Here is a 21,530-nt window from a genome sequence, read left to right as displayed (position 1 = left end):
AAAAAACTAGGCGCTTTTTGGGCAACCTAGTTTTTTCGTGTTTTATTTTTTTAAACCTTGAATACAGGCCACTTTATCTGTTGCCCCAAAGAAGTACGATCCGGCAACGAGGACATCAACGCCAGCTTGTTTACATTTTTCAGCGGTTTCAACATTTACGCCACCGTCTACTTCGATAACATAGCTACCGTGATTTTCACGGCGCCAATTATCCAGATAGCGCATATTTTTGATGGTAGAATCAATGAAAGCTTGTCCGCCAAAACCTGGATTTACGGTCATTTGTAAAACTAAATCTACATCTGCTAAAATGGCATCCAGCACGCTCGCCGGTGTTCCTGGATTAAGCACGACTCCCGCTTTACAGCCAGCTGCTTTAATTTGTTGAATGACGCGGTGGATGTGCGGCGCGGCTTCGATGTGCACGGAAATAATGTGTGCACCAGCTGCGGCAAATTTTTCAATATAGTTTTCTGGGTTTGAGAGCATTAAGTGGACATCCAGTGGAATAGTTGCTGTTTTGCTAATTTGCTCGACCATATCGATTCCAAATGTCAGATTCGGCACAAAATGTCCGTCCATGACATCGATATGAAGGTAGTCAGCTCCTGCATCTTCTGCTTCTTTAATGGAGTTTGCCATATTCATATAATCAGCTGCAAGTAAAGATGGCGCTACGAATGTCATACGCGCACACCGGCTTTCGCAATTACAGCTTCGACGCGATCCGCCACATTTTCTGGTGTGAAGCCGTAAGCGTTAAACAAATCTTTCGCAGGGGCAGATGCGCCGAAGTGATCGATTCCTAACATATCGCCTTCTGACCCAATAAATTCTTTCCAACCAAATGTTGCTCCGGCTTCAATCGCAAATCTCGCTGTCACTTCTTTTGGTAAAATACTTTCTTTATACGCATCGGTTGTTTTTTCGAAGCGTTCCCAGCTGGATAAACTGACAACGGAAACGTCGATATCTTTTTTCGCGAGTTCGGCTTTCGCTTCGATTGCAAGGGACACTTCGGATCCTGTTGCGATAATGATAGCGTCTGGTTTGGAACTATTTGCTGGAGCTACAATATATGCACCTTTTTCGACCCCTGCATCTACTTCTTCTTGGTCGTTTTCGAGTACTGGTAAGTCTTGACGTGATAATACAAGTGCGATTGGGCCGTTTGTGTTGGTTGCAGCAATTTCCCAAGCAGCGCGGGTTTCTTTGGCATCAGCTGGGCGGATAACTGTTAGACCTGGCATAGCACGGAGCGAGGCAAGTTGTTCGATTGGTTCATGTGTTGGGCCGTCTTCACCTACAGCGATACTGTCATGCGTGAATACATATGTTACTGGAAGTTGCATTAAAGCAGCCATCCGCATTGCTGGGCGGACATAGTCTGAGAATACGAAGAAGGTGGAGCCAAATACTCGTAAGCCGCTATGAAGTGCCATTCCGTTTAACATTGCTCCCATCGCAAATTCGCGCACACCGAACCAGATATTTTTACCAGCTGGGTCTTGAATGCTGTATGCTGGGCTCGCATCAATAAATGTTTTGTTCGAGCAACCTAAGTCAGCAGATCCCCCGAAAAGTTCCGGTAATTCGGCTGCAATTGCGTTGATCATTTTGCCAGAAGCGGAGCGTGTCGCGACGTTTGTACCTGCTTCGAAAGTTGGTAAATTGGCGTTCCAGTCCGCAGCTACTTCTCCCGCTAACACGCGGTCTAATTGGCTTGCAAGTTCTGGAAATTCTTTTTTGTAATTAGCGAGCATCGTGTTCCAAGCGCCCTCTAGCTTTTCTCCGCGCGCTTTGTAATTTCTTAAATAATCACGAACTTCAGCCGGTACTGTGAAAGGCTCTTCTGCCCATTCGTAATGCTCTTTTGCACCATTTGCTTCTTTTTCACCGAGCGGAGCACCGTGACTTGCGGAGCTGCCTGCTTTTGTTGGCGCGCCGTAACCGATGACTGTTTTCACTTCGATTAGCGTTGGTTTCGATGTTTCTAATTTTGCTTGAACAATTTTTTCTTGAATTGCCGCTAAATTGTTGCCATCTTCTACGCGTAAAACTTGCCATCCGTATGCACGGAAACGGTCTGCTGCATTTTCACTGAATGTTGCGCTTAAATCTCCATCTAAACAAATATCATTGGAATCGTACAATACGATTAATTTCCCAAGCCCTAAATGTCCTGCAAGCGAGGCTGTTTCTGATGCCACGCCCTCCATCAAGTCCCCGTCACCACAAATCGCATACGTATAATGGTCGACAATTGGATAATTTGGTTGGTTATACTCCGCTGCTAAATGAGACTCTGCAAGCGCCATTCCAGCTGCCATACCAATCCCTTGTCCAAGCGGTCCACTCGTTGCATCAACTCCTGCAGTCCAGCCGAATTCAGGATGTCCCGGTGTCAAACTATCTAACTGACGGAACTGTTTTAAGTCTTCCATTTTCACATCATAGCCAAATAAATGAAGCATGCTATAAAGTAGCGCGGACCCGTGCCCTGCTGATAAGACAAATCGGTCGCGGTTAAACCATTCTGGGTTGGCTGGGTTAAATACTAAATGTTTCGCAAACAGCATATACGCCATTGGTGCTGCTCCCATCGGCATTCCCGGGTGTCCTGAATTTGCTTTCTCAATCATATCAATCGATAACGAACGAATCGTATCTACTGCTTGTCTATCTAATGTTTTTTTCAAAACTGTCATCTCCCTTAAATTGTTTGTGCTTTATTACACATGTTTTTCTACATCTGACCAAATGTGTACTAGTCTTTCTGCATAACTCGTTTTATCTCGGTCATGAAATAGCGCGGATGTGCCTAGTACATAAATGTCTGGTAAACAATCTCGCATTAAGCCTACTGTTTCTTTATTAATATTGCCGTCCACTTCAATGAGCGGCGCATGGACTTTTCCAGCTAGTTTCGCTTTTAAATCATGCAGTTTTTGTAATACATCTGTTTGAAATTTCTGTCCTGCAAATCCCGGATTAACCGTCATCATCAACACCATTTCCACATCATCTAAATACGGATAAATGACTTCAATCGGGGTTTCCGGATTTATCGCAATTGATGGTTTGACGTTGTAAGAGCGGATTTTTCGGATGACTTCTGACACGTCCTCTGCTACTTCGACATGAAAAGAAATGTATTCCGGCTTCACCGGGCCAAACATGTCAATATATTTAAGTGGGGTAATCGTAGCCAAATGTATGTCTAGAGGGATTTCTGTATTGTTTCGCACTATTTCCAAATATTCCGGACCGAGCGCAAGATTATTCACATATACACCGTCCATCACATCACAGTGTAGTAGTTCCACGCCAGCAGATTCGAGGCGCTGGAGCTCATCACCTAAATGTAGTTGGTCTGCACACATAATTGAAGCGGCTATTTTCCTCATTTTCATCCTCACTTTCTTTCGAGTTCAGTAATTTTATCCAAGCGGCGTTTATGGCGATCACCTGCAAAAGATGCCTCAAGCCACGTGTCGACAAGTAAAAGCGCTAGTCCTTCACCGATGACGCGTTCACCAAGACAGAGAATATTGCTATTATTATGTTCCCTAGTAGCACGCGCTGAGAAAGTATCTGAAACAACCGCAGCACGGATTCCATCGACTTTATTCGCAGCGATACTCATACCAATTCCAGTTCCACAGCATAGGATTCCGAGTTCAGATTGCCCACTTACTACTTGATTGGCAACTTCTTCTGCATACGACGGAAAATCAACACTTTCGTCCGTATATGTTCCAATATCAACGACCTCGATATCTTTTTCACGTAAATGTTTCACAATGGCATCTTTTAGTCTACGTCCGCCGTGGTCGCAACCAATTGTTAATTTCATTTAATTTCACCTTCATTAATAGATTTTTTTCTTTTAACGTCTTATAATGAAATGGAACCGAGAACATACGCGAATATGTTCTCGGCTCATTTCTAAGGATGACTACTGTAAAACATCTGAGCCCGAGAAGCTTTGGATTCGTTTGCACGGTTATCCTTTTTTTGATGTTTTTTCATACAGCCCATCCTCCATTATTAAGATTTCACTAATACTTTAATTTCATTTCCTGCCATAACTGCCTCGAAAGCCTCGCGCCAGTCATCTAAACCATATACTTTAGTAATCATTTTATCCGTATTGATTTTGCCATTAGCAAGTAAGTCGAGCGCTAAAATCCAAGAAGATGGTTTTTGAGAACGGCTGCCAATATAAGCAATTTCACGTTGGATAATAGATTCTTCATCAATCGAATTTTTCTTTTCGGCAAAAAGTCCTACTTGAACGAAATCGCCTTTTTTCTTCGTTAGAGGTAATCCTTGATTTACAGCTGGTACTGCGCCTGAGCAATCAAATACGCGTTCCGCTCCGTAACCATCTGTCATGCCGAGCACAACTTCAGCCAAGTCTTCTTTTAAAGTATCGACAATCCGGTCCATTCCAAGTTCTTTTGCTAGACGTAGACGGTCGCTATCTTTGGTAATTCCTGCCATAATCACCGTTGCCCCTTGCGCTTTCACAACTTGAGCTAGTAATAAACCAATTGGACCTGGTCCGAAAACAAGTACTGTGTCATCTGGACGAATCGTTGTTTTTTCAAGCGCTGAATGCACGCAACATGCAAGCGGTTCTGTCAGTGCTGCTGCTTCGAGCGAAATACGTTCATCAAGCACGTGGCAACTTTCCTCGCGAGATAAAACAAATTCTGCAAAACTACCATTTGCTTGCGTACCAATGCCGCGACGATTGCTACATAAATTGTAATCACGTTCCTTACAATAAATACATTCTCCACAAGTTTCAAAAGTCGTTTCACTTGTGACACGGTCTCCCACTTTGATACTCGTTACATCTGGCCCAACTTCTACAACGACACCAGAAAATTCATGTCCAAGTGTGACGGGAGTTGTTGGATTTTTGTATTCTCCTTTAAACGTATGGATATCAGATCCGCAAATACCAGTGAATGCTACTTTGATTTTTACTTTGTCGCCATAGACTTGTGGTTCTTCCACATCTTTTAGCTCCATTTGATCATATCCGGGATTTGTTTTTACTACTGCTTTCAAATTAATCGTCACCTTTCTGCGGCAATATCATCACTTTGTTATAATCATGCTCTCTTGAAAGAATCATATCAAAAGCTTCTTTCGTTTCCTCTAGCTTATAACGATGCGAAATTAGTGGTTTCAGTTTAATTCGACCTTGTTTCACGAATTCAATCGACGTACGCCACTCCTCACCTGGAAATGGTGCCGAGTAAGAATTCCAAAAACCTTTCAGCGTTAATTCGCGTCTGAAAATATTTTCAAAAGCTTCTTCGTGTAAAAGTACATCTGCGTAAGCTATTCCTAGAAAACCAACTTTACCTTTTTTCTTCGTTACAAGAAGGCATTGTTCTTGCGTTATTTTGGAACCAGCACACTCGAGCGCGATATCAGCTCCAAGACCATTTGTATAAGCAAAAACGCGTTCTTTTAAGTCTTCATTTTTTGGATTAATGGTGTATTTACAACCGAATTCCCGCGCGTCTGCTAATTTTTTATCACTAATATCCACCGCGATAATATCTTTCACACCCGCAAGAAGTAAGCATTGGACAACCAAAATTCCAATCGTGCCAATTCCGAAGACAATGACCGTATCGCCGAGTCTCGGCTGAATACCAAGTACCCCGTGCATCGATACAGCAAGTGGTTCAATCATCGCACCTTCTTCAAAATCAAGGTCACCGATAGAAATGACATTGTCGGCTTTCATGACAACATTTTCTGCAAATCCACCGTGGAAATGTGACCCCACCATCCGGTAGTTATCACATAATGAAAAGTCGCCCGCTTTACAATAATTACATTCCATACAAGGCTCAAGTGGAATCCCTGCAACCCGGTCACCGATAGCTACATTTGTTACTTCACTACCAATTTCCGTAATCACACCTGCGAATTCATGTCCCATTACAGCAGGCAGTGGATATTTCCAGCGAGTCTGCATTTTATGAATATCTGATCCACAGATACCAACGGCTTTTACTTCGACACGAACTTGATCTTTCCCACAAGTCGCTTCATCAATTTGTTCTGCTTTTATTACATTATTCTCGTATAACACAGCTGCTCTCATGTTACTATCACCTCTTCTATATCATTAAGACAAAACTTAGAAAATAGCTGCCCAAGCTTGAGAGAATTTAAGAATAACCCAGTTAAAGAAGTTACCACCCATATCAAGTGTACTAACTTGTGTTGCTCCTTTAGGGAATTCGTAAACACCTTTCATCATTTCTGTATGAACAAGACCGAAGTCAGTTGCCATAAGAAGCGCTAGTGCAATAACTACAGTTCCAGCTAAAACGGAGTGAAGAATGTTACCTTTACGAGATGCTACTACGAATGATACGTAGAATGGAATAGTTGCCAAGTCACCAAAAGGAAGTACTTTGTTACCGGGAATGATAACAGCTAAGAAAAGAGTGATTGGAACAAGGATTAAACCAGTAGAAATATTCGCTGGGTGACCAATTGAAAGTGCTGCATCAAGCCCGATATAAAGTTCGCGGCCTTTGAAACGAGATTTCATGAACTCACGAGCGGATTCTGAAATTGGAATTAAACCTTCCATTAAAATTTTAACCATACGAGGCATTAAGAACATTACCGCACCCATGGACATACCAAGTTGTGCAACTGCGCCAACGTCATAGCCTGCAAGAATACCGATTGCAATACCTAGAATAAGACCCATCATCATTGGTTCCCCGAAAATACCAAAACGTTTTTGAATAGTTTCTGGGTCAACATGGATGTTTTTAATACCAGGGATTTTAGCGATTAGCCAACCAACCGGAATACCGATGAAACCGAATGCTGCTGTAGAACCTGTTGGCAAGGAGATCCCTTTTAATCCGTAAAATTCTTCTACCATAGGTTGTGTTCTGTCTGCCATCCAAAGAACAGCAACTTCATAGATGATGGCACAAAGAATCGCGAACCACCAGTTACCACCAGTTACGATATAACCAGTTGCGCCTGCTGCGATGAAATGCCAGTAGTTCCAAATATCAATATCGAGTGTTTTCGTAACTTTGAAGAAAATAAGTGCTAAGTTAACTACCAAACAGATTGGAATTAAAATTGCTGCAACTGGAGAAGCCCATGAAGCCGCGGCTGCTGCTGGCCAACCTGCATCAATAATTGTTAAATTCAGTCCAAAACGCTCAACCATTTGCTGCGCTGCCGGACCTAAGTTACTAGATAGTAAACTAATAACAAGGTTAATACCTACAAACCCGATACCAATCGTAATCGCTGAACGAAGCGCTTTCTTTGCTGGTACTCGGAAAATTAATGCAATAAAGAAAATCATAATAGGCAAAATAACTGTAGGCCCCAAGTTTAAAACATACTGTACTCCTGACAGAAGTGTATCCATTTAATATTTCCTCCTTTTTTCTCTGTTTAATGATGATTTCTAAACTCCCTTGCGCAGCCTTTTATTTAAGGTGCGCAAGTATTTCTTCGTCTAATTCTTCCATACCCATACCAGTGATGTAAGAAGTTGCAATAATAGCTGGGATTTTGTACGTTGTTGGTAAAATGGTTGTTGATACGATTAAATCTGCTCCGTCTTGCATAGATGCTGCTTCGGAAATTTTAATTTGTTTTACTTCTGCATCTACGTTGTTTTCTTTTACCAAACGTTCTACTCTGTCCGTTACTACTGTTGATGTTGCAATTCCTGCTCCACAAGCTACCAAAATTTTAAATTGTCCCATGATAAATTCCTCCTAATTAATTGCTGCGATTTCCCGCGGCTAATTTTCCTGTTTTTTTAAACGGTAATTGTTTCTAAAATTTGTTTTACTTCGTCTTCATCTTTCGCTCTGAGTAATGCGGCTACATTGTCTTTATCCTGAATCGTCCCCATCAATTGCTGAAGTACCGCGAGCTGGCTGTGAGGTTCATTTAGTCCGAGTACGAAAATCAAATTCGCTTCAACCGTTTGACCAGCATCTTCCATTAATTTAAATGGAATGCCATCTTTCACAGTGATTACGGCGATAAATTGTTCCGTAACGCATTCTGGATCCGTGTGCGGTAATGCCACGCCGTATCCATCTAATTTTAGCCCCGTTGGAAAGGTTTGTTCACGGTCTGTTAGTCTCGTTAAAAAGTCATCCGTAACATACCCTTCAGACTTTCCACTTTCTGCGACCATTTGGAATAGGTCCTCTTGTTTCTCGATATCCGATTGAACCCAAACCATTCCTTTTTTCAAAAATTGTACTAAATCCATTACGAAATCCTCCTGTAATTCTTTCTGACTTCTCTACATTGTCTTTTTTGTTTCCAAGTCCGTGAAGTTTTTAATTATTTGGTGCATTTCTTCTGTGTTTCTGGCATCCGCAAGTTTTTTCAATTCTCGTTTGTTCTCCGATAATTCCATCAATTGTAGTAAAGCTGTGAAGTGAGCATTTTTATCTACGGCTGCGATGACGACGATAAAATGTAGCTCTTTACCGCCTTCAAGTGGCAGGCCTTCTTCTAGATAAAGCAAGCTCATTCCGAGGCTATTTACTCCTTTTTCCGTTTCAGCATGAGGGATAGCTATCGTATTACGGAGAATGATGTTCATAATCGGTGCCGGATATTGCTGTTTCATTTCTTCCACATAGGCCGATTCCACCACTCCCGCTGAAAGTAACGGTAAAGCCGCATGATAAATTGCTTCATGCCAATCTTTCACAGATTTCTTACGTGTGATTCGCGTTACTTCAAGTAAATCTGCGAGTGAGCTTTTGCCTTCGTGTTTGGATGTGTTTTCTTCTGGAACTGGCATTAAATAGTCTGCTAGCACTTTTTCAAGACGGGCAGCATCTTTAATATCAGCAAATTTGGAAATAGTTTTCATTAATTGATCGACGCTGATATTCACCTCATCCACTAAGTAAACCGACCGCATCACTCGGCGTCTAAGCTCGAGGCGCTCTTTCCCATCCATCAATTGGTTGATAAGGAAAAATTTCTTGTCGGTCGAAAGTGGCACTGCGGAAAATACAATGTCATAACCTACCTTTGTTTGTTCAAATTCTCGAATCGACATCGCTTGATAGAAAAATATTTCCGGGAAAAGGCTTCGTAATGTTTTTTCCATCAATCTCGAAATCGACAATCCGTTCGGACAGACCACAACTGCTTTTAGCCTCGTTTGTAATTTCTCCGTGGATTCGATTAAATGCCCTCCAATGAAAAGGGTAATAAATATGCTTTCATTTTCAGGAACTTTGCTACCAATAAAACGTTCTAATGGTGCTAACGACTCTTTCACGATGTAATGCACGGCTTGGAATTCTTGATCAATCTTGTCTAAAATGCTGTAATCTGTTGTAAGATGATACTTAATTCGATAATACGCAGGTTTAATGTGTGCAAATAATTTTTCAAGTAACGATTCTTTGTCTACTAGTTGAATACAAGCCTTTTTCTCAAATTCGCTTAGAACTTGTTCCAGCGCCAGTCTTAACTTGTGCGTTTCCTCCGATTTCAAATATTGTTTCGGAAGTACATTGGAAGTTAAAAGTTGTAATGTGATGTACATTCGCTCTGCTTCTGGCATATTCGGCTCTTCTTCAATAAAAATCTCTGCTGCTCCGTATTCCCGAGTATCTGACAATTCATTGTAGTCAATCAGGAAAGATGTCGTAATTGTTTGCCCTTTCTTCATCCGCCGAAAAACAGCTTCTAAAATGTAAGGCAGTATTTGCATTTTATTGTCAATAAAATGCAAATTCAGATGATGCTCGACTTGTTCCAATTTTTCCCGAAGCTCTTTAATTCTCGCTTCGTCCACTTGCATGAAATCCTGTAAATACTCTTCGCCGCCAAAACTTTCTATGATGTGTTCTGCCGCATAAATGAGTGCCGTCCGCTGATTCCACTCATCCCCGTCAACTAAATAGCCACGCATTCGTGAATATTTTACTTCGAGGTTGAATTTATCGAGTGTCTTTTGTACCAGCTTCAAGTCTCGTAATACGGTGTTCTTGCTCACCTCCAGCTCGCTTATAAAGTGATTAAGGGATAACTCTTCACTTCCTGTTGTTAACATGAGGATGATTAGACTGGCGCGTTCCTTTTCTGACGGGATGTACCAATCTGTTTTTTCGCCATCTTCCTCACCAATGATTTGAAACAGGTCAGGTTCTACGATAAATCGACCATTTGCAGCTCGGTGAATCTTCGGATAAGTCTGTTCTTCTAGCCAGTTATTAATTTTTTGGAAACTATAGTCGACTTGTCTTCGAGTTAAACCAAATTTTGCTTGTAAGTTCGTACTCGATGTGTCAGGATGTCGTAAGAGTTCTTTTAAAAGTGAATTACTTCTCTCATCCAAATACATATCGTTCCCTCCTGTTCGTTTTAATTATAAATCTAAATCTAATAAAAATGTACACGCTTTCATCCCAATAACTTGCGGAAAGAATGTACATCATTGGGCTTTACTTGTGACTTTTTTAACAATCCTGTTATTTGGAAATGGGTGAAAGTTGGTCGTGGAGCTTGGTATATAGCGGACTTGTGAAACTTCTCGAAGCAAGGCGAAATCTGCTTTGAAACAAAAATGAGAATGAAGTAATGACGTTTTGCGAGGCGTTGTTTCTCCTTAATCATACAAAAGATAAGCTACTCTTTCTATACGTTTTGTAAAAAATAGCGCAAAAAAAGACGCAAATGATAAAAAATACCATTCGCGTCATATTCAGTGTGATTATTTTCTTTTTTGCTTATCAACTCTAAGTAAACTTTTGTTGAAGTTTTTAAAGGGTGCCGCGCGTTTTACTTTCATTTTTGGGAACGATTTTAACATCCGTCGTTCATTAAATTTAAGTTTGCGCATACTGGCCGCGAGCTCTTTGTCTTGTTTGCGTTTTGCTTCTATTTCAGCAATTTTGATATCGACATTCGCTTGTTTTTTCAAAAGTCCTTCTTCAAATTCTTTCGCGCGTTCTTTTACGCTAGCTTTTAGTTCAGCCGCTTGTGCGTTTAGTTTTTCATTAAATTCGGCAAGTGCTTTTTGGAATGCTAGCATACTTGTGACAGATTTAATCGTATCGATAAGCATGATAACGACGATGAGCGCGGGGATAATCCAGCCACCCCAGCTCAACACCCAATCCGCAAATTCGGTTACAACTGGATGCAAAAAACGCACAACAATGATACACGCAAATCCCCAAAAAATCGAAATCGGTAGGCAAATCCGCCCTTTGACATTAAGTGGCCAGTTGTGATAATCCCACCAAGTCGTATGGAATAATGCTTCCAAAATCGTCGCAGTGATGTATTCAATTACGGTACAAATAATCATCGAAAAAATAAATAAGGCCCATAAATTGTTTTGAAACGGTAAAATCATCATTAAAACTGTCGTTACCCCAAACCCGTAAATGGGGCAATATGGTCCGTAAAGAAAACCACGATACACTAATTTCTTCTCTGAAATCGAGCAAAAAACTTCCTCCCAAGCCCATCCGAGAACAGAATAAATAAAGAAATATAGGATAAACATATTAATATCCATCTTTTCATCTCCTCTTTGTTTTCTTTTTCACAATCAATTCCATTATAACAGAAATAAGAACTTCTTAACTAACCTCGTTCTGCTATCAATCGTAAAAATAATATCCGCACATAAATCAGGAACCTCTAAATTATTTCCCGGGAAATCTCTATCATTCTCTCTTTTCCTCATACTACCACAAAATTTTCTCTTTAATCATGCTTCTTTCTTTTATTTATGGGTATTAAGTAAATAAGGGGAAAACTTTTGAGAGGGTGATACAAAATGTCTGCTTACAAACGGATTCTTGTTGGTGTTGATGGATCAAATGAAGCCGAAGCCGCGCTAAGACGTGCTGTTCAATTTGCCAAAATGGATGGCGCCACACTCGGTATTGGCTTTGTTGCTGATGTTCGTCGGATTGCACCGTTAATCGATTATGAACAAACCTATGCAAAAAAAGCCAAAGCTTACGGGGAAGAATTAGTTGAAATGTACAAAAAAGAAGCCGAAAAAGCTGGCGTAGCGCACGTTGAAACTTTTGTTCACTTTGGTACGCCAAAAACTACCTTCAATAAAAAAATAACGCGGAATTTCGAGCCTGATTTAATTTTAGTCGGTGCAACCGGACTTTCGGCAACGGAGCAATTTATTCTTGGTAGTGTTTCTGAATATACGGCCGCCCATGCACCTTGCGACGTTATTATTGTTCACGCAAAACCTTGGCGCAACAGAAAGACTGTCGAAAAACTCTAATTCATGTATAATAAAGGTATTGATCATACGGCAGGAGGAGAAAAAATGACAGTTAGTAAAGTTGCCATTGCTTCAGACCATGGCGGAATTGAATTACGAAAAAGTATTATTTCTTATCTTGAAAGTGTTGGAATTAGTTACGAAGAATTTGGCCCCGAAGCACCAGAATCAGTGGATTACCCGGGACTAGCGATTACCGTTAGTGAAAAAGTTGTTAACCAAGAAGTCGACCGCGGCATTTTAGTTTGTGGTACAGGTATTGGTATGAGTATCGCAGCTAATAAAGTAAAAGGCATTCGTTGCGCACTTGTTGGTGATACATTTAGCGCTCACGCAACGCGCGAACATAATGATACAAATGTCCTTGCGCTTGGAGCGAGAGTCATAGGTCCGGGACTAGCAGAAGACATTGTCAAAATTTGGCTAAACACTGAGTACGAAGCTGGTCGACATGCCAATCGTGTTGGACAAATTACGGCGTATGAAGATAGCCACGCTTAAAAAATAATCATAACGACTAAGTCTAATTAGAGGCTTGGTCGTTTTTTTATGTCCATTTTATTAATTGTTCACAAATAGTAATTTGTTCCCGTTTTAATATCACAAATGAGAACATTTACGCATTGCAAATAAGAACGTTTGTTCGTATAATATATTTAAGCAACAACTAATTATTTGAATTATTGGAGGTGTCATCACATGAGCTACCAAGATCGCGGCATGAAGAAATGGGGCGGTTTTTTATTAAGCGAACATACCGAGGCAATGCAAAACGCTGAGCCAACTTTAGTCTGGAAAGAAGCTATGACTACAGAATTTATTGAGAGCGTACTAGCTAGCGCGATGACACATCAGTCTATGCTTGTTATCCAGAAAAAGCCGCTAGATCCAGAAGCATTTCCCGAAAACGATCTGATTGGTCGTATTTCAGGAGTAGAAAACAACATTATTTATATTAAAAACTCTGATGGTGTTACCCCGCTTTCCTTCTCTGCTATTCGAAACGTAGAAGAAAGGAGTGTCGACAAATGGTACAAGTAGAAGATTATAGCCGTGCACCGCGCCGAGATATTTTGTGCATTGATATTAAATCGTTTTTTCGCTTCGGTTGAGTGTGTCAAGCGCCGACTGAATCCACTTGAAGCTTATTTAGTCGTCATGAGTAACGCCGAACGAGCTGGTGGCTTGGTTTTAGCCGCCACACCAAAAATGAAACAAGTGCATCATATCAAAACCGGCTCAAGAATGTACGAATTGCCCACTTGGGACAAGCGAATTATTATCGCACCACCACGAATGAAATTATATTTAAAAGTTAACGCGATGATTCAAGCCATTTTCAGACGTTATGTTCCCGCTGAGTTTATTCACGTTTATAGTATTGATGAATGTTTTTTAGACATCACCGGGTCGCATTTGCTGTTTGGTAGTACCGAGGAGATTGTTCGCAAAATCCAGCGTGATATTTTAGAGGAGTTACGACTTTATGTCACGGTCGGGATTGGTGACAACCCGCTTCTTGCCAAACTCGCGCTCGATAATGTTGCTAAAAACCGCGATGACGGGATAGCTGAATGGCGCTACGAGGATGTCCCCGAGACCATTTGGAAGATTAGGCATTTGGACGATGTGTGTGGAATTGGTCGCCGGACTGCTGTTCGCCTGCAAAAAATGGGGATTTTTAATATGTACCAACTCAGTCAAACACCACCCCAAGTCTTAAAAAATGCAATGGGCGTAGTCGGCGAGCAACTTTATTACCATGCTCACGGAATTGATTACAGCCTTTTAAACGAAAAATATGTTCCGATTAGTAAAAGCTACGGCAAAAGTCAAATTCTCGAAAAAGACTATCACGTCCCGGCTGAGGTGGAAATTGTGATTCGTGAAATGGTCGAGGAAGTAGCTATGCGTTTGCGGCAAAATCATGTGGATACCGCGGTCATTCATTTGAGTGTTGGCTACAGCAAATACAGCATAAAAAAAGGATTCAGCCATCAAGCTAAAATCCCTCCTACGAGTAGTAGTCACGCGCTTATTCCTTATTTCTTACAATTATTCAGACGTTACGATGAACGAGAACCCGTACGCTCCATTGCGATTTCGTGTGGTAAAATCACTTTAAAAACCGGGCTGCAACTCAATTTGTTTGAAGATGCTACCCGCACGTTGAATCATGAGCAATTAGAAATAACTGTCGATAAAATCCGCACGCGATATGGTTTTAAATCACTTATGCACGCAAGCAGTTTGCTAAACGGAGCGACTGGGCTAAAACGGTCTGAAATGGTTGGTGGACATAAAGGATAGCTTATTCTGGTTTCACGCGGAATAAGAAATCCTGCACCATTGTCGTAAATATTTTCGGTTGTTCGATTTGCAAATTATGACCTGCAAAATCAAGAATAGCAAAAGAGGCATGTGGATATTTTTCAAGCAACGTAAGCCCGTCCGCATACCCTACATGATCATCTTGCCGACCAAATAAGAATAATGCGGGCACATCGAATTGCGCTTTTTCATCCGGATTAAAACTAAGCGCATAATTCGCAGATAATCGGTCCAAAAATTCCCCGTCCGCATTAATCATCCCAGCCATTACTTCCGATAAGAAACGATTCCAATTTCGCGCGGTTAAAATGACACCACTTTTCGAAAAGTAGGCGCGGTCTTCTTTAGACAGCGTGCTTACAAATGTCTCATCTTGATACATGACTTTTTGTTCAGGCAAAGTTCTTCGTTCTTTTTCTGGATAGATTACCGGGCAAATAAGTAAGACACCAAGCACTCTATCAGGCATTCTCGCTGCGATTCCGCGAGCTAAATAACCACCATACGATTCCCCGGCGAGTACAAATTGCTCGCCTGGAATGACAGCTTCAATAAATTCTAGTAAAAGTGTGAGTACATGGTCGGCATTTTGAATGGAGTCGTAATTCTCCGTTTTTCCCATTCCCGGTAAATCCAAGTAAATGCGCGAAAACGGGCTTTCCTTATCGAATACTGGCTCCATGCAGCCAATCATCAACTGCGAATCTGGCGCGAAGCCGTGAAGCATTATAATGGGTATTCCTTCACCATATTTTTCATAATAAACGTCTACGCTACGGATTGTTTTATGCATATTATTTCCTCCTGGCGTTTCTTTTTATCATAACATATTATTCTTCTGCCATCCGGTAACCAACCCCTACTTCTGTCAAAATATAGGCAGGTTCTGCAGGATTTTTTTCGATTTTACGCCTGATATTACTCATATTTACCCGTAGTGCTTGATTTTCGCTTGAATAAGGTCCCCAAATTTCGCGAATAATAAAATCGTGCGTGAGAACTTTCCCAGCATGGCGCGCTAACAAGAGTAAAATTTTATATTCGATTGGTGTAAAATGAATTTCCGCAGCGCCCATTTTGACAAGTCGGCGGTCGTCATCGATATAAAGGTTTTGAATTTGAATTACGTGGTCATTTGGCGTTGCTTTATTGCTTGGTTGAATATGCCGCAGTGCAGTTCGAATGCGCGCCAGTAGTTCTGATGTTCCAAATGGCTTCGTAATATAATCATCTGCGCCGAGGTCAAGTGCAGTTACTTTTTCTCGTTCATGATCGCGCGCGGATACGACAATAATCGGCACTTTGGACCAAATGCGAATGGCACGAAGCACATCTAGCCCCTCCATATCAGGCAAACCGAGGTCAAGCAACACCACATCTGGTGAATGGCTAGCCGTCTGCTCCAACGCTTCTTTGCCATTCGTTGCTTTAATTACCGCATAATCGCTAGCCGTCAACACCGCCGAAATAAAATTACTAATGCCATCTTCATCCTCCACAATTAGCACAAGTCGCTTGCTGTTCATTTTCCATCTCCTCCATCTAATGGCAAAGTGAACCAGAATGTCGCCCCGCCATGTTCGTTGTTTTTCGCTTCTAAAGTCCCGTCATGCGCCCGAATAATCGACATACAAATCGATAAACCAAGCCCCAAACCACGAGACATATCCGAACGTTCTCTCGCTTCTACCGCAAACGTATCAAATAAATCAGGCAAACGATTTTCCGGAATTCCTTTGCCATTATCACGCACACTGAAAATAGCACTTTGCTTCGTTTTCGTCACGTTTACCCACACTTCCGCAGCAGGTCCGCCGTGGCGCAGCGCATTTTCCATCAAATTAATAAGCACTTGCTCAATGAGCGTGCCGTCCATTGGAACCATCAGCAAATCGCGCGGTACTTTGACGTGGATAGTTCGGTCTGCAAAACGTTTTTTAATACGTCCAACTGCTTCACCAACAATCTCTTCCACAGCTTCCGGCGCTCGTTCCAAACTGACTAAACCTTCGCTAATTCGCGTGACAGAAAGTAGATTTTCGACCATCCGAATGAGCCAGCCAGAATCATCTTTAATGCCTTTAATTAAGTTTCGCTCGGTTTCTTTATCTAGCTCCGTTTCTTTTTCTAGCAAAGCCGAACTTGCGCCAATGATACCAGTAAGTGGCGTTCTTAAATCATGCGAAATTGCCCGTAGTAAATTACTTCTCATTTTTTCTTTCGCGGATTCGATGACGATTTGACGCTGTTCTTCTGATAAATATTGCCGCTCTAAAGCCAGCGCAACTTGCGAGCTAATCATCCGTAAAAATATCCGGTTATCTTGTGTGAGTGGGCCTTCTTCCTCCGAACAGGAAACCCCAATGACGCCAAGCACTTTTCCTTGCGACATCACTGGCATGTAATAACCAAATGCGCCCATCAGCGTATCCGTTCCAGCGCCCGCCCGTTTTTTATTTTTAAAAACCCAGTGCGCGACAGCTTCCTCATCAGCACCAAGAAGCGCGTTCGCATCCTCTTTACCTTCCGCTTGCACGAAAATTCCTTCGTTACTTTTGGCTGGGTCAGTTGAATAAAAAATCACGGAACGGCTAAATAAATGCAAAATATATTCATTGGTTAAATCGATAATTCCTTTTAAATTCCGGGTTACTAACAGCTGTTTATTGATTTCATAAAGCACTTCGGTTCGGCGCTCCCGCTCAACGGCAAGGCTCGCTTGTGTTTTAATCCGAACAGTTAGCGCACTCGTAATTAAAGCCACTAAGAGCATAATCCCAAAAGTCACCGGATAACCCGCTTGAATCGTATTAAATGTATAGAGCGGTGACGTGAAAAAGAAATTAAACAACATGACGCCAATGATAGAACCGAGGACACCGTAAACATAGCCACTTGTTACTCGAGAAATTATTAAAACGGACAAAATATATACCATAATAACGTTCTGGTCGCCAATGCCGAATTCACTTAAACCAACGCATATTGCTGTTGCCAGCGTAAGTAGCAAGACCATTTTCGCCATATCGTGCCATGTTAGGAAGCTTTTAAAACGCACTTTTATTCGACGTTTTTTCGTCTCTGGCTGGCTAGAAGGAATAATGTGCATATCGACGTTATCGAGATGTGTAATTAGCTGGTCTTCAAAATCATCCTCAAATAAAGACCGTAGCCCCATACGACGGCGCGATTTACCAACAACAATATTCGTCACCCCAGTCAAACGGGCATATTCGGCTACTGTTTCTGCGATATCGTGTCCAGCGAGTGTGACAATCTCCGCGCCAAGCCGTTCCGCTAGTTCCATCGTTTCGCGCAGACATTTTTTCTCCGCTTTGGTCATATAATCATTTTCTTCATTTTCAATATAAAGAGCAGTCCATGGTGCGCGGAAAGCCTCGGCAGTGCGCGCTGTCCAGCGAATCAGTTTCGCAGATGAAGGGGACGTCCCGATGCAGACGAGCCACTTACTACTCGCGCGCTTTTCCGGATAAATGCCTGTCTGGTCGTATTCATGACTAATTCGGTCCGCCGCTTTACGCATCGCAATTTCGCGTAATAGTTTCAAATTTTCTCTAGTAAAAAAGTTCTGCATGGCCGTTCGTGCGCGTTCTGGTTGATAAATTTTACCTTGTTCAAGCCGTTTTAAAAGTTCGTCTGGTTCGATATCGATTAGCTTTACGCGGTCCGCTTCGTCAAAAACGTAGTCCGGAATGGTTTCGCGGACAGCGACTTTGGTGATGCCTTCCACGATATCATTCAGACTTTCGATATGTTGCACATTTACCGTTGTATACACATCGATTCCCGCTTGAAGCAACTCTTCCACATCTTGAAAACGTTTCTTATTGCGCACGCCAGCAGCATTCGTATGCGCAAGTTCGTCTACCAAAATCAGTTCCGGTTTCCGTTTCAACGCTTCGTCCAAATCGAATTCTTTGAGCGCAATGTTTTTATGGTTGATTGCTTTAGGCGAAATAACCGGGATTCCTACTAGCATTCTCAGCGTTTCTTCCCGCGCATGAGGTTCAATATAACCAGCAACAACATCGACGCCCGCTGCTAGTTGATCTTTGGCATCACTTAACATCGCGTACGTTTTCCCAACACCTGCCGCAAAGCCAAAATATATTTTTAATTTACCTACCGATGAATCTGTTTCTTCTTGCAAATTCACTAGTAGCGCATCCGGACTTGGACGATTCGTTTCCATATTCTCGCCTCCAACTACCTACATTTTCAAACTATCTAATGCCAAATTGACTTGTAAAACGTTCACAGTCGGCTCACCCCAAAAACCTAACAATCGCGAACTTGTGTGTTCCGCAATGATTTCCTTAACTACTTTGGTGGAAATCCCGCGTTCTCTGGAAATCCGGTCTACTTGGTACGCTGCCGCTGCCTCCGAGATATCTGGATCCACGCCACTTGCTGACGCGGTTACGAGATCCGCCGGGATAACTCGGTTGTTGGCTGGGTCTAGTTTGTGCCACCATGCAATCCGTTTTTCTACTAATTGTTTTTGTTCTTCGCTCGTCGGATTCAAGTTGGTCGCCGCACCGTCACTTGCTGCCCGTCCAATCAAGTACTCTGGCTTCGTAAACGTTTGGCCAATTTCAGCAGAACCGTATTTTCCGGTCGAGCCATCTGCTAACTTTTCTTCTATTATACTGCCATTTGCTTTGTCGTGAAAAGCTGCACCTGCAATAATCGTGACAACACCCGGATAAACCACGCCACACACCAATGTCAAAAGTAGAAATCCAACAACGGCCGGCTTCCAAATTTTCATAAATCTTTTCATGTTTTCTCCCCCTCTCAAATGATTCCTAGAACAGTTAACAGCATATCGATCAATTTAATCGCAATGAATGGAGCAATCAATCCGCCCAGCCCGTAAATCAACATGTTGCGGCTGAGTAATTTTCCCGCTGGCATCTCGCGGTACTTCACGCCTTTTAACGATAACGGAATGAGGGCGATGATAATCACAGCATTGTAAATAATCGCGGATAAAATGGCGCTCGTCGGACTTGTTAATCCCATTAAATTAAGTGCCTCAAGCTCAGGAAAAATCCCGTAAAACAGCACTGGAATAATCGCAAAGTATTTCGCTAAATCATTTGCAACACTAAACGTAGTCAGCGCGCCACGCGTCATTAAAAGCTGTTTGCCAATCCGCACAATATCAATTAATTTTGTCGGGCTAGAATCAAGGTCAACCATATTACCAGCTTCTTTTGCAGCTTGCGTCCCCGTATTCATCGCCACAGCCACGTCAGCTTGTGCAAGCGCTGGCGCATCATTTGTCCCGTCACCTGTCATCGCAACTAAATGGCCTTCCCGTTGATATTCGCGGATTAATTCCAATTTTGCTTCGGGAGTTGCTTCAGCTAAAAAATCATCCACTCCCGCTTCCGCCGCAATCGCAGCAGCTGTCATCGGATTATCCCCAGTAATCATGATTGTTTTAATGCCCATTTTACGTAAATCGAGAAAACGTTCTTTCACGCCATTTTTCACGATATCTTTTAAATAAATCACGCCAAGCACTTGGTTGTTTCGAACGACGACAAGCGGAGTTCCGCCTGCACCAGCGACCTTACTAACAATTGTGTCACACTCTTTCGGATACGTTCCGCCATTCGCCGTTACATAAGCACGAACTGCATCCGCCGCGCCTTTTCGAATCGTATTTTCTTGATAATCAATCCCGCTCATTCGTGTCGTTGCAGTAAAAGGAACAAATTCTGCGTGCATTTCAGCAAAATCTCGGCCGCGAATGTCAAAGCGTTCTTTCGCTAACACAACAATACTGCGACCTTCCGCCGTTTCATCCGCAATCGAGGAAAGTTGTGCCGCATCCGCTAGTTCCTGTTCCGTCACACCATCCACCGGCAAAAATTCGCTCGCTTTCCGGTTTCCAAGCGTAATCGTCCCAGTTTTATCAAGTAAAAGCACGTCCACATCACCCGCCGCCTCAATCGCACGACCACTCATCGCTAAAACATTCGCTTGATTTAAACGACTCATTCCAGCAATCCCAATCGACGAAAGTAGCGCACCAATCGTTGTCGGCGCCAAACAGACCAGTAACGCAATCACATTCGTAATCGAAATCGCCGAACCAGCATCCGCCTGTTTACTCGCAAATTCAGTAAACGGTAAAAGTGTCGCTGAAACCGCCAGAAAAATAATCGAAAGCGTCACAAGCAAAATTTGCAAAGCGATCTCATTTGGCGTCTTTTTCCTCGAAGCACCTTCCACCATCGCAATCATTTTATCTAAGAAACTTTCCCCAGAAACCGCCGTTACCCGAATAACAAGCCAGTCAGAAACAAGTGTAGTCCCGCCAGTCACAGCGCTCCTATCCCCGCCAGACTCACGAATTACCGGCGCCGATTCCCCAGTTATCGCACTTTCATCAACCGAGGCCGCACCTTCAATAACCTCACCATCCATCGGAATCTGCTCGTTCGCAAGCACATACACAATATCGCCTTTTTTCAAATCATTCGAAGCTACCTCCACGACATCCGCTTTATCCTCTATCTTTTTCAACTTCCTGGCTAAAACGTCTTTCCGCGCCATTTTCAAACTGTCCGCTTGCGCTCGACCACGCCCTTCCGCAATCGCCTCCGCAAAATTCGCAAACAACACCGTAAACCATAAAATCAGCGCAATCGCGAGCGTATAACCAGACTGCTCATCCGAAATCCCGAAAAAGCCAAGAAAATAAAGACTCGTTGCCAAAATCGCACCCACATAAACAAGTAGCATGACCGGATTTTTCACTTGTAGTTTAGGAGACAGTTTTTTCATCGACTGAATCAGTGAATCTTTCCAAATACCTTTTTCCATCATTTCCATT

The 21,530-nt window shown here is 42.4% G+C and carries 20 protein-coding genes and 1 pseudogene; 4 read left to right on the top strand and 17 right to left on the bottom strand.

From position 1 onward, the window contains the following. Positions 1-42 precede the first annotated feature (42 nt). From rpe to HCJ30_RS14310, 12 genes and pseudogenes are all read right to left on the bottom strand, one after another. Complete coding sequence (rpe, locus tag HCJ30_RS09225; protein ID WP_185391912.1) at positions 43-687, bottom strand: ribulose-phosphate 3-epimerase; 645 nt, start codon at positions 685-687, stop codon at positions 43-45. Beyond that, positions 684-2,699: a transketolase gene (gene tkt / locus HCJ30_RS09220; protein WP_185391911.1), complete on the bottom strand. Its 2,016-nt coding sequence runs from the start codon at positions 2,697-2,699 to the stop codon at positions 684-686. Before tkt ends, rpe begins: the two co-directional genes overlap by 4 nt. 33 nt (positions 2,700-2,732) lie before the next feature. Continuing rightward, positions 2,733-3,407, bottom strand: coding sequence for a ribulose-phosphate 3-epimerase (locus tag HCJ30_RS09215; RefSeq protein WP_185391910.1), 675 nt, complete (start codon positions 3,405-3,407; stop codon positions 2,733-2,735). An 8-nt stretch (positions 3,408-3,415) separates the two neighbouring features. Then, a complete protein-coding gene (gene rpiB, locus HCJ30_RS09210; RefSeq protein ID WP_003722019.1) occupies positions 3,416-3,856 on the bottom strand; it encodes a ribose 5-phosphate isomerase B in 441 nt (146 codons plus the stop codon). 194 nt (positions 3,857-4,050) lie between these two features. Further along, positions 4,051-5,082, bottom strand: coding sequence for a zinc-binding dehydrogenase (locus tag HCJ30_RS09205; protein ID WP_185391909.1), 1,032 nt, complete (start codon positions 5,080-5,082; stop codon positions 4,051-4,053). 1 nt (position 5,083) lies between these two features. Beyond that, positions 5,084-6,136 carry a galactitol-1-phosphate 5-dehydrogenase gene (locus HCJ30_RS09200; RefSeq protein ID WP_185391908.1) on the bottom strand — a complete coding sequence of 351 codons (1,053 nt, stop codon included), beginning with the start codon at positions 6,134-6,136 and terminating at the stop codon, positions 5,084-5,086. Positions 6,137-6,172: 36 nt separating this feature from the next. Next, on the bottom strand, positions 6,173-7,444 hold the full coding sequence (locus tag HCJ30_RS09195; protein ID WP_003722022.1) for a PTS galactitol transporter subunit IIC: 1,272 nt from the start codon (positions 7,442-7,444) through the stop codon (positions 6,173-6,175). A gap of 61 nt (positions 7,445-7,505) precedes the next feature. Next, positions 7,506-7,787, bottom strand: coding sequence for a PTS sugar transporter subunit IIB (locus tag HCJ30_RS09190; RefSeq protein WP_003722023.1), 282 nt, complete (start codon positions 7,785-7,787; stop codon positions 7,506-7,508). A 56-nt stretch (positions 7,788-7,843) separates the two neighbouring features. Next, positions 7,844-8,308 carry a PTS sugar transporter subunit IIA gene (locus HCJ30_RS09185; protein WP_003724974.1) on the bottom strand — a complete coding sequence of 155 codons (465 nt, stop codon included), beginning with the start codon at positions 8,306-8,308 and terminating at the stop codon, positions 7,844-7,846. Between the two features lie 33 nt (positions 8,309-8,341). After that, a complete protein-coding gene (locus tag HCJ30_RS09180; RefSeq protein WP_185391907.1) occupies positions 8,342-10,411 on the bottom strand; it encodes a BglG family transcription antiterminator in 2,070 nt (689 codons plus the stop codon). A 369-nt stretch (positions 10,412-10,780) separates the two neighbouring features. Beyond that, positions 10,781-11,593: a putative ABC transporter permease gene (locus HCJ30_RS09175; protein ID WP_185391906.1), complete on the bottom strand. Its 813-nt coding sequence runs from the start codon at positions 11,591-11,593 to the stop codon at positions 10,781-10,783. A 48-nt stretch (positions 11,594-11,641) separates the two neighbouring features. Further along, positions 11,642-11,749, bottom strand: a pseudogene (locus tag HCJ30_RS14310) (AraC family transcriptional regulator); the annotation flags it as partial. Positions 11,750-11,857: 108 nt separating this feature from the next. Between HCJ30_RS14310 and HCJ30_RS09170 the strand changes: the two are divergent. The 4 genes from HCJ30_RS09170 (at position 11,858) to HCJ30_RS09155 (ending at position 14,638) form a co-directional block, all read left to right on the top strand. Next, positions 11,858-12,328: a universal stress protein gene (locus HCJ30_RS09170; RefSeq protein WP_003722030.1), complete on the top strand. Its 471-nt coding sequence runs from the start codon at positions 11,858-11,860 to the stop codon at positions 12,326-12,328. Between the two features lie 45 nt (positions 12,329-12,373). Further along, positions 12,374-12,829, top strand: coding sequence for a ribose 5-phosphate isomerase B (rpiB, locus tag HCJ30_RS09165; protein ID WP_185391905.1), 456 nt, complete (start codon positions 12,374-12,376; stop codon positions 12,827-12,829). Between the two features lie 198 nt (positions 12,830-13,027). Further along, the gene (locus tag HCJ30_RS09160; RefSeq protein ID WP_185391904.1) at positions 13,028-13,369 is read left to right on the top strand and encodes a hypothetical protein; all 342 of its coding nucleotides are present in this window, start codon (positions 13,028-13,030) and stop codon (positions 13,367-13,369) included. A gap of 12 nt (positions 13,370-13,381) precedes the next feature. Next, positions 13,382-14,638, top strand: coding sequence for a Y-family DNA polymerase (locus HCJ30_RS09155; protein ID WP_185391903.1), 1,257 nt, complete (start codon positions 13,382-13,384; stop codon positions 14,636-14,638). A 1-nt stretch (position 14,639) separates the two neighbouring features. Here the strand turns inward: HCJ30_RS09155 and HCJ30_RS09150 are convergent, their stop codons facing one another. Genes HCJ30_RS09150 through kdpB form a run of 5 tightly spaced genes read right to left on the bottom strand, consistent with a single transcriptional unit; the run spans position 14,640 to position 21,523 of the window. Next, positions 14,640-15,452, bottom strand: a complete 813-nt coding sequence (locus HCJ30_RS09150; protein ID WP_185391902.1) for an alpha/beta fold hydrolase — start codon at positions 15,450-15,452, stop codon at positions 14,640-14,642. A gap of 37 nt (positions 15,453-15,489) precedes the next feature. Continuing rightward, positions 15,490-16,185, bottom strand: a complete 696-nt coding sequence (locus HCJ30_RS09145; RefSeq protein WP_185391901.1) for a response regulator transcription factor — start codon at positions 16,183-16,185, stop codon at positions 15,490-15,492. Beyond that, positions 16,182-18,872, bottom strand: coding sequence for an ATP-binding protein (locus tag HCJ30_RS09140; protein ID WP_185391900.1), 2,691 nt, complete (start codon positions 18,870-18,872; stop codon positions 16,182-16,184). Before HCJ30_RS09140 ends, HCJ30_RS09145 begins: the two co-directional genes overlap by 4 nt. A gap of 18 nt (positions 18,873-18,890) precedes the next feature. Then, positions 18,891-19,463: a K(+)-transporting ATPase subunit C gene (gene kdpC / locus HCJ30_RS09135; RefSeq protein ID WP_185391899.1), complete on the bottom strand. Its 573-nt coding sequence runs from the start codon at positions 19,461-19,463 to the stop codon at positions 18,891-18,893. A 14-nt stretch (positions 19,464-19,477) separates the two neighbouring features. Continuing rightward, positions 19,478-21,523 (bottom strand): potassium-transporting ATPase subunit KdpB, encoded by a 2,046-nt coding sequence (gene kdpB, locus HCJ30_RS09130; RefSeq protein ID WP_185391898.1) that lies wholly within the window; start codon positions 21,521-21,523, stop codon positions 19,478-19,480. Positions 21,524-21,530 lie beyond the last annotated feature (7 nt).

This window comes from Listeria cossartiae subsp. cossartiae, from assembly GCF_014224155.1.
Lineage (GTDB): Bacteria > Bacillota > Bacilli > Lactobacillales > Listeriaceae > Listeria > Listeria cossartiae.
The sequence above is the reverse complement of the archived record's forward strand: the minus strand, read 5'-3'. Positions and strand labels throughout refer to the sequence as shown.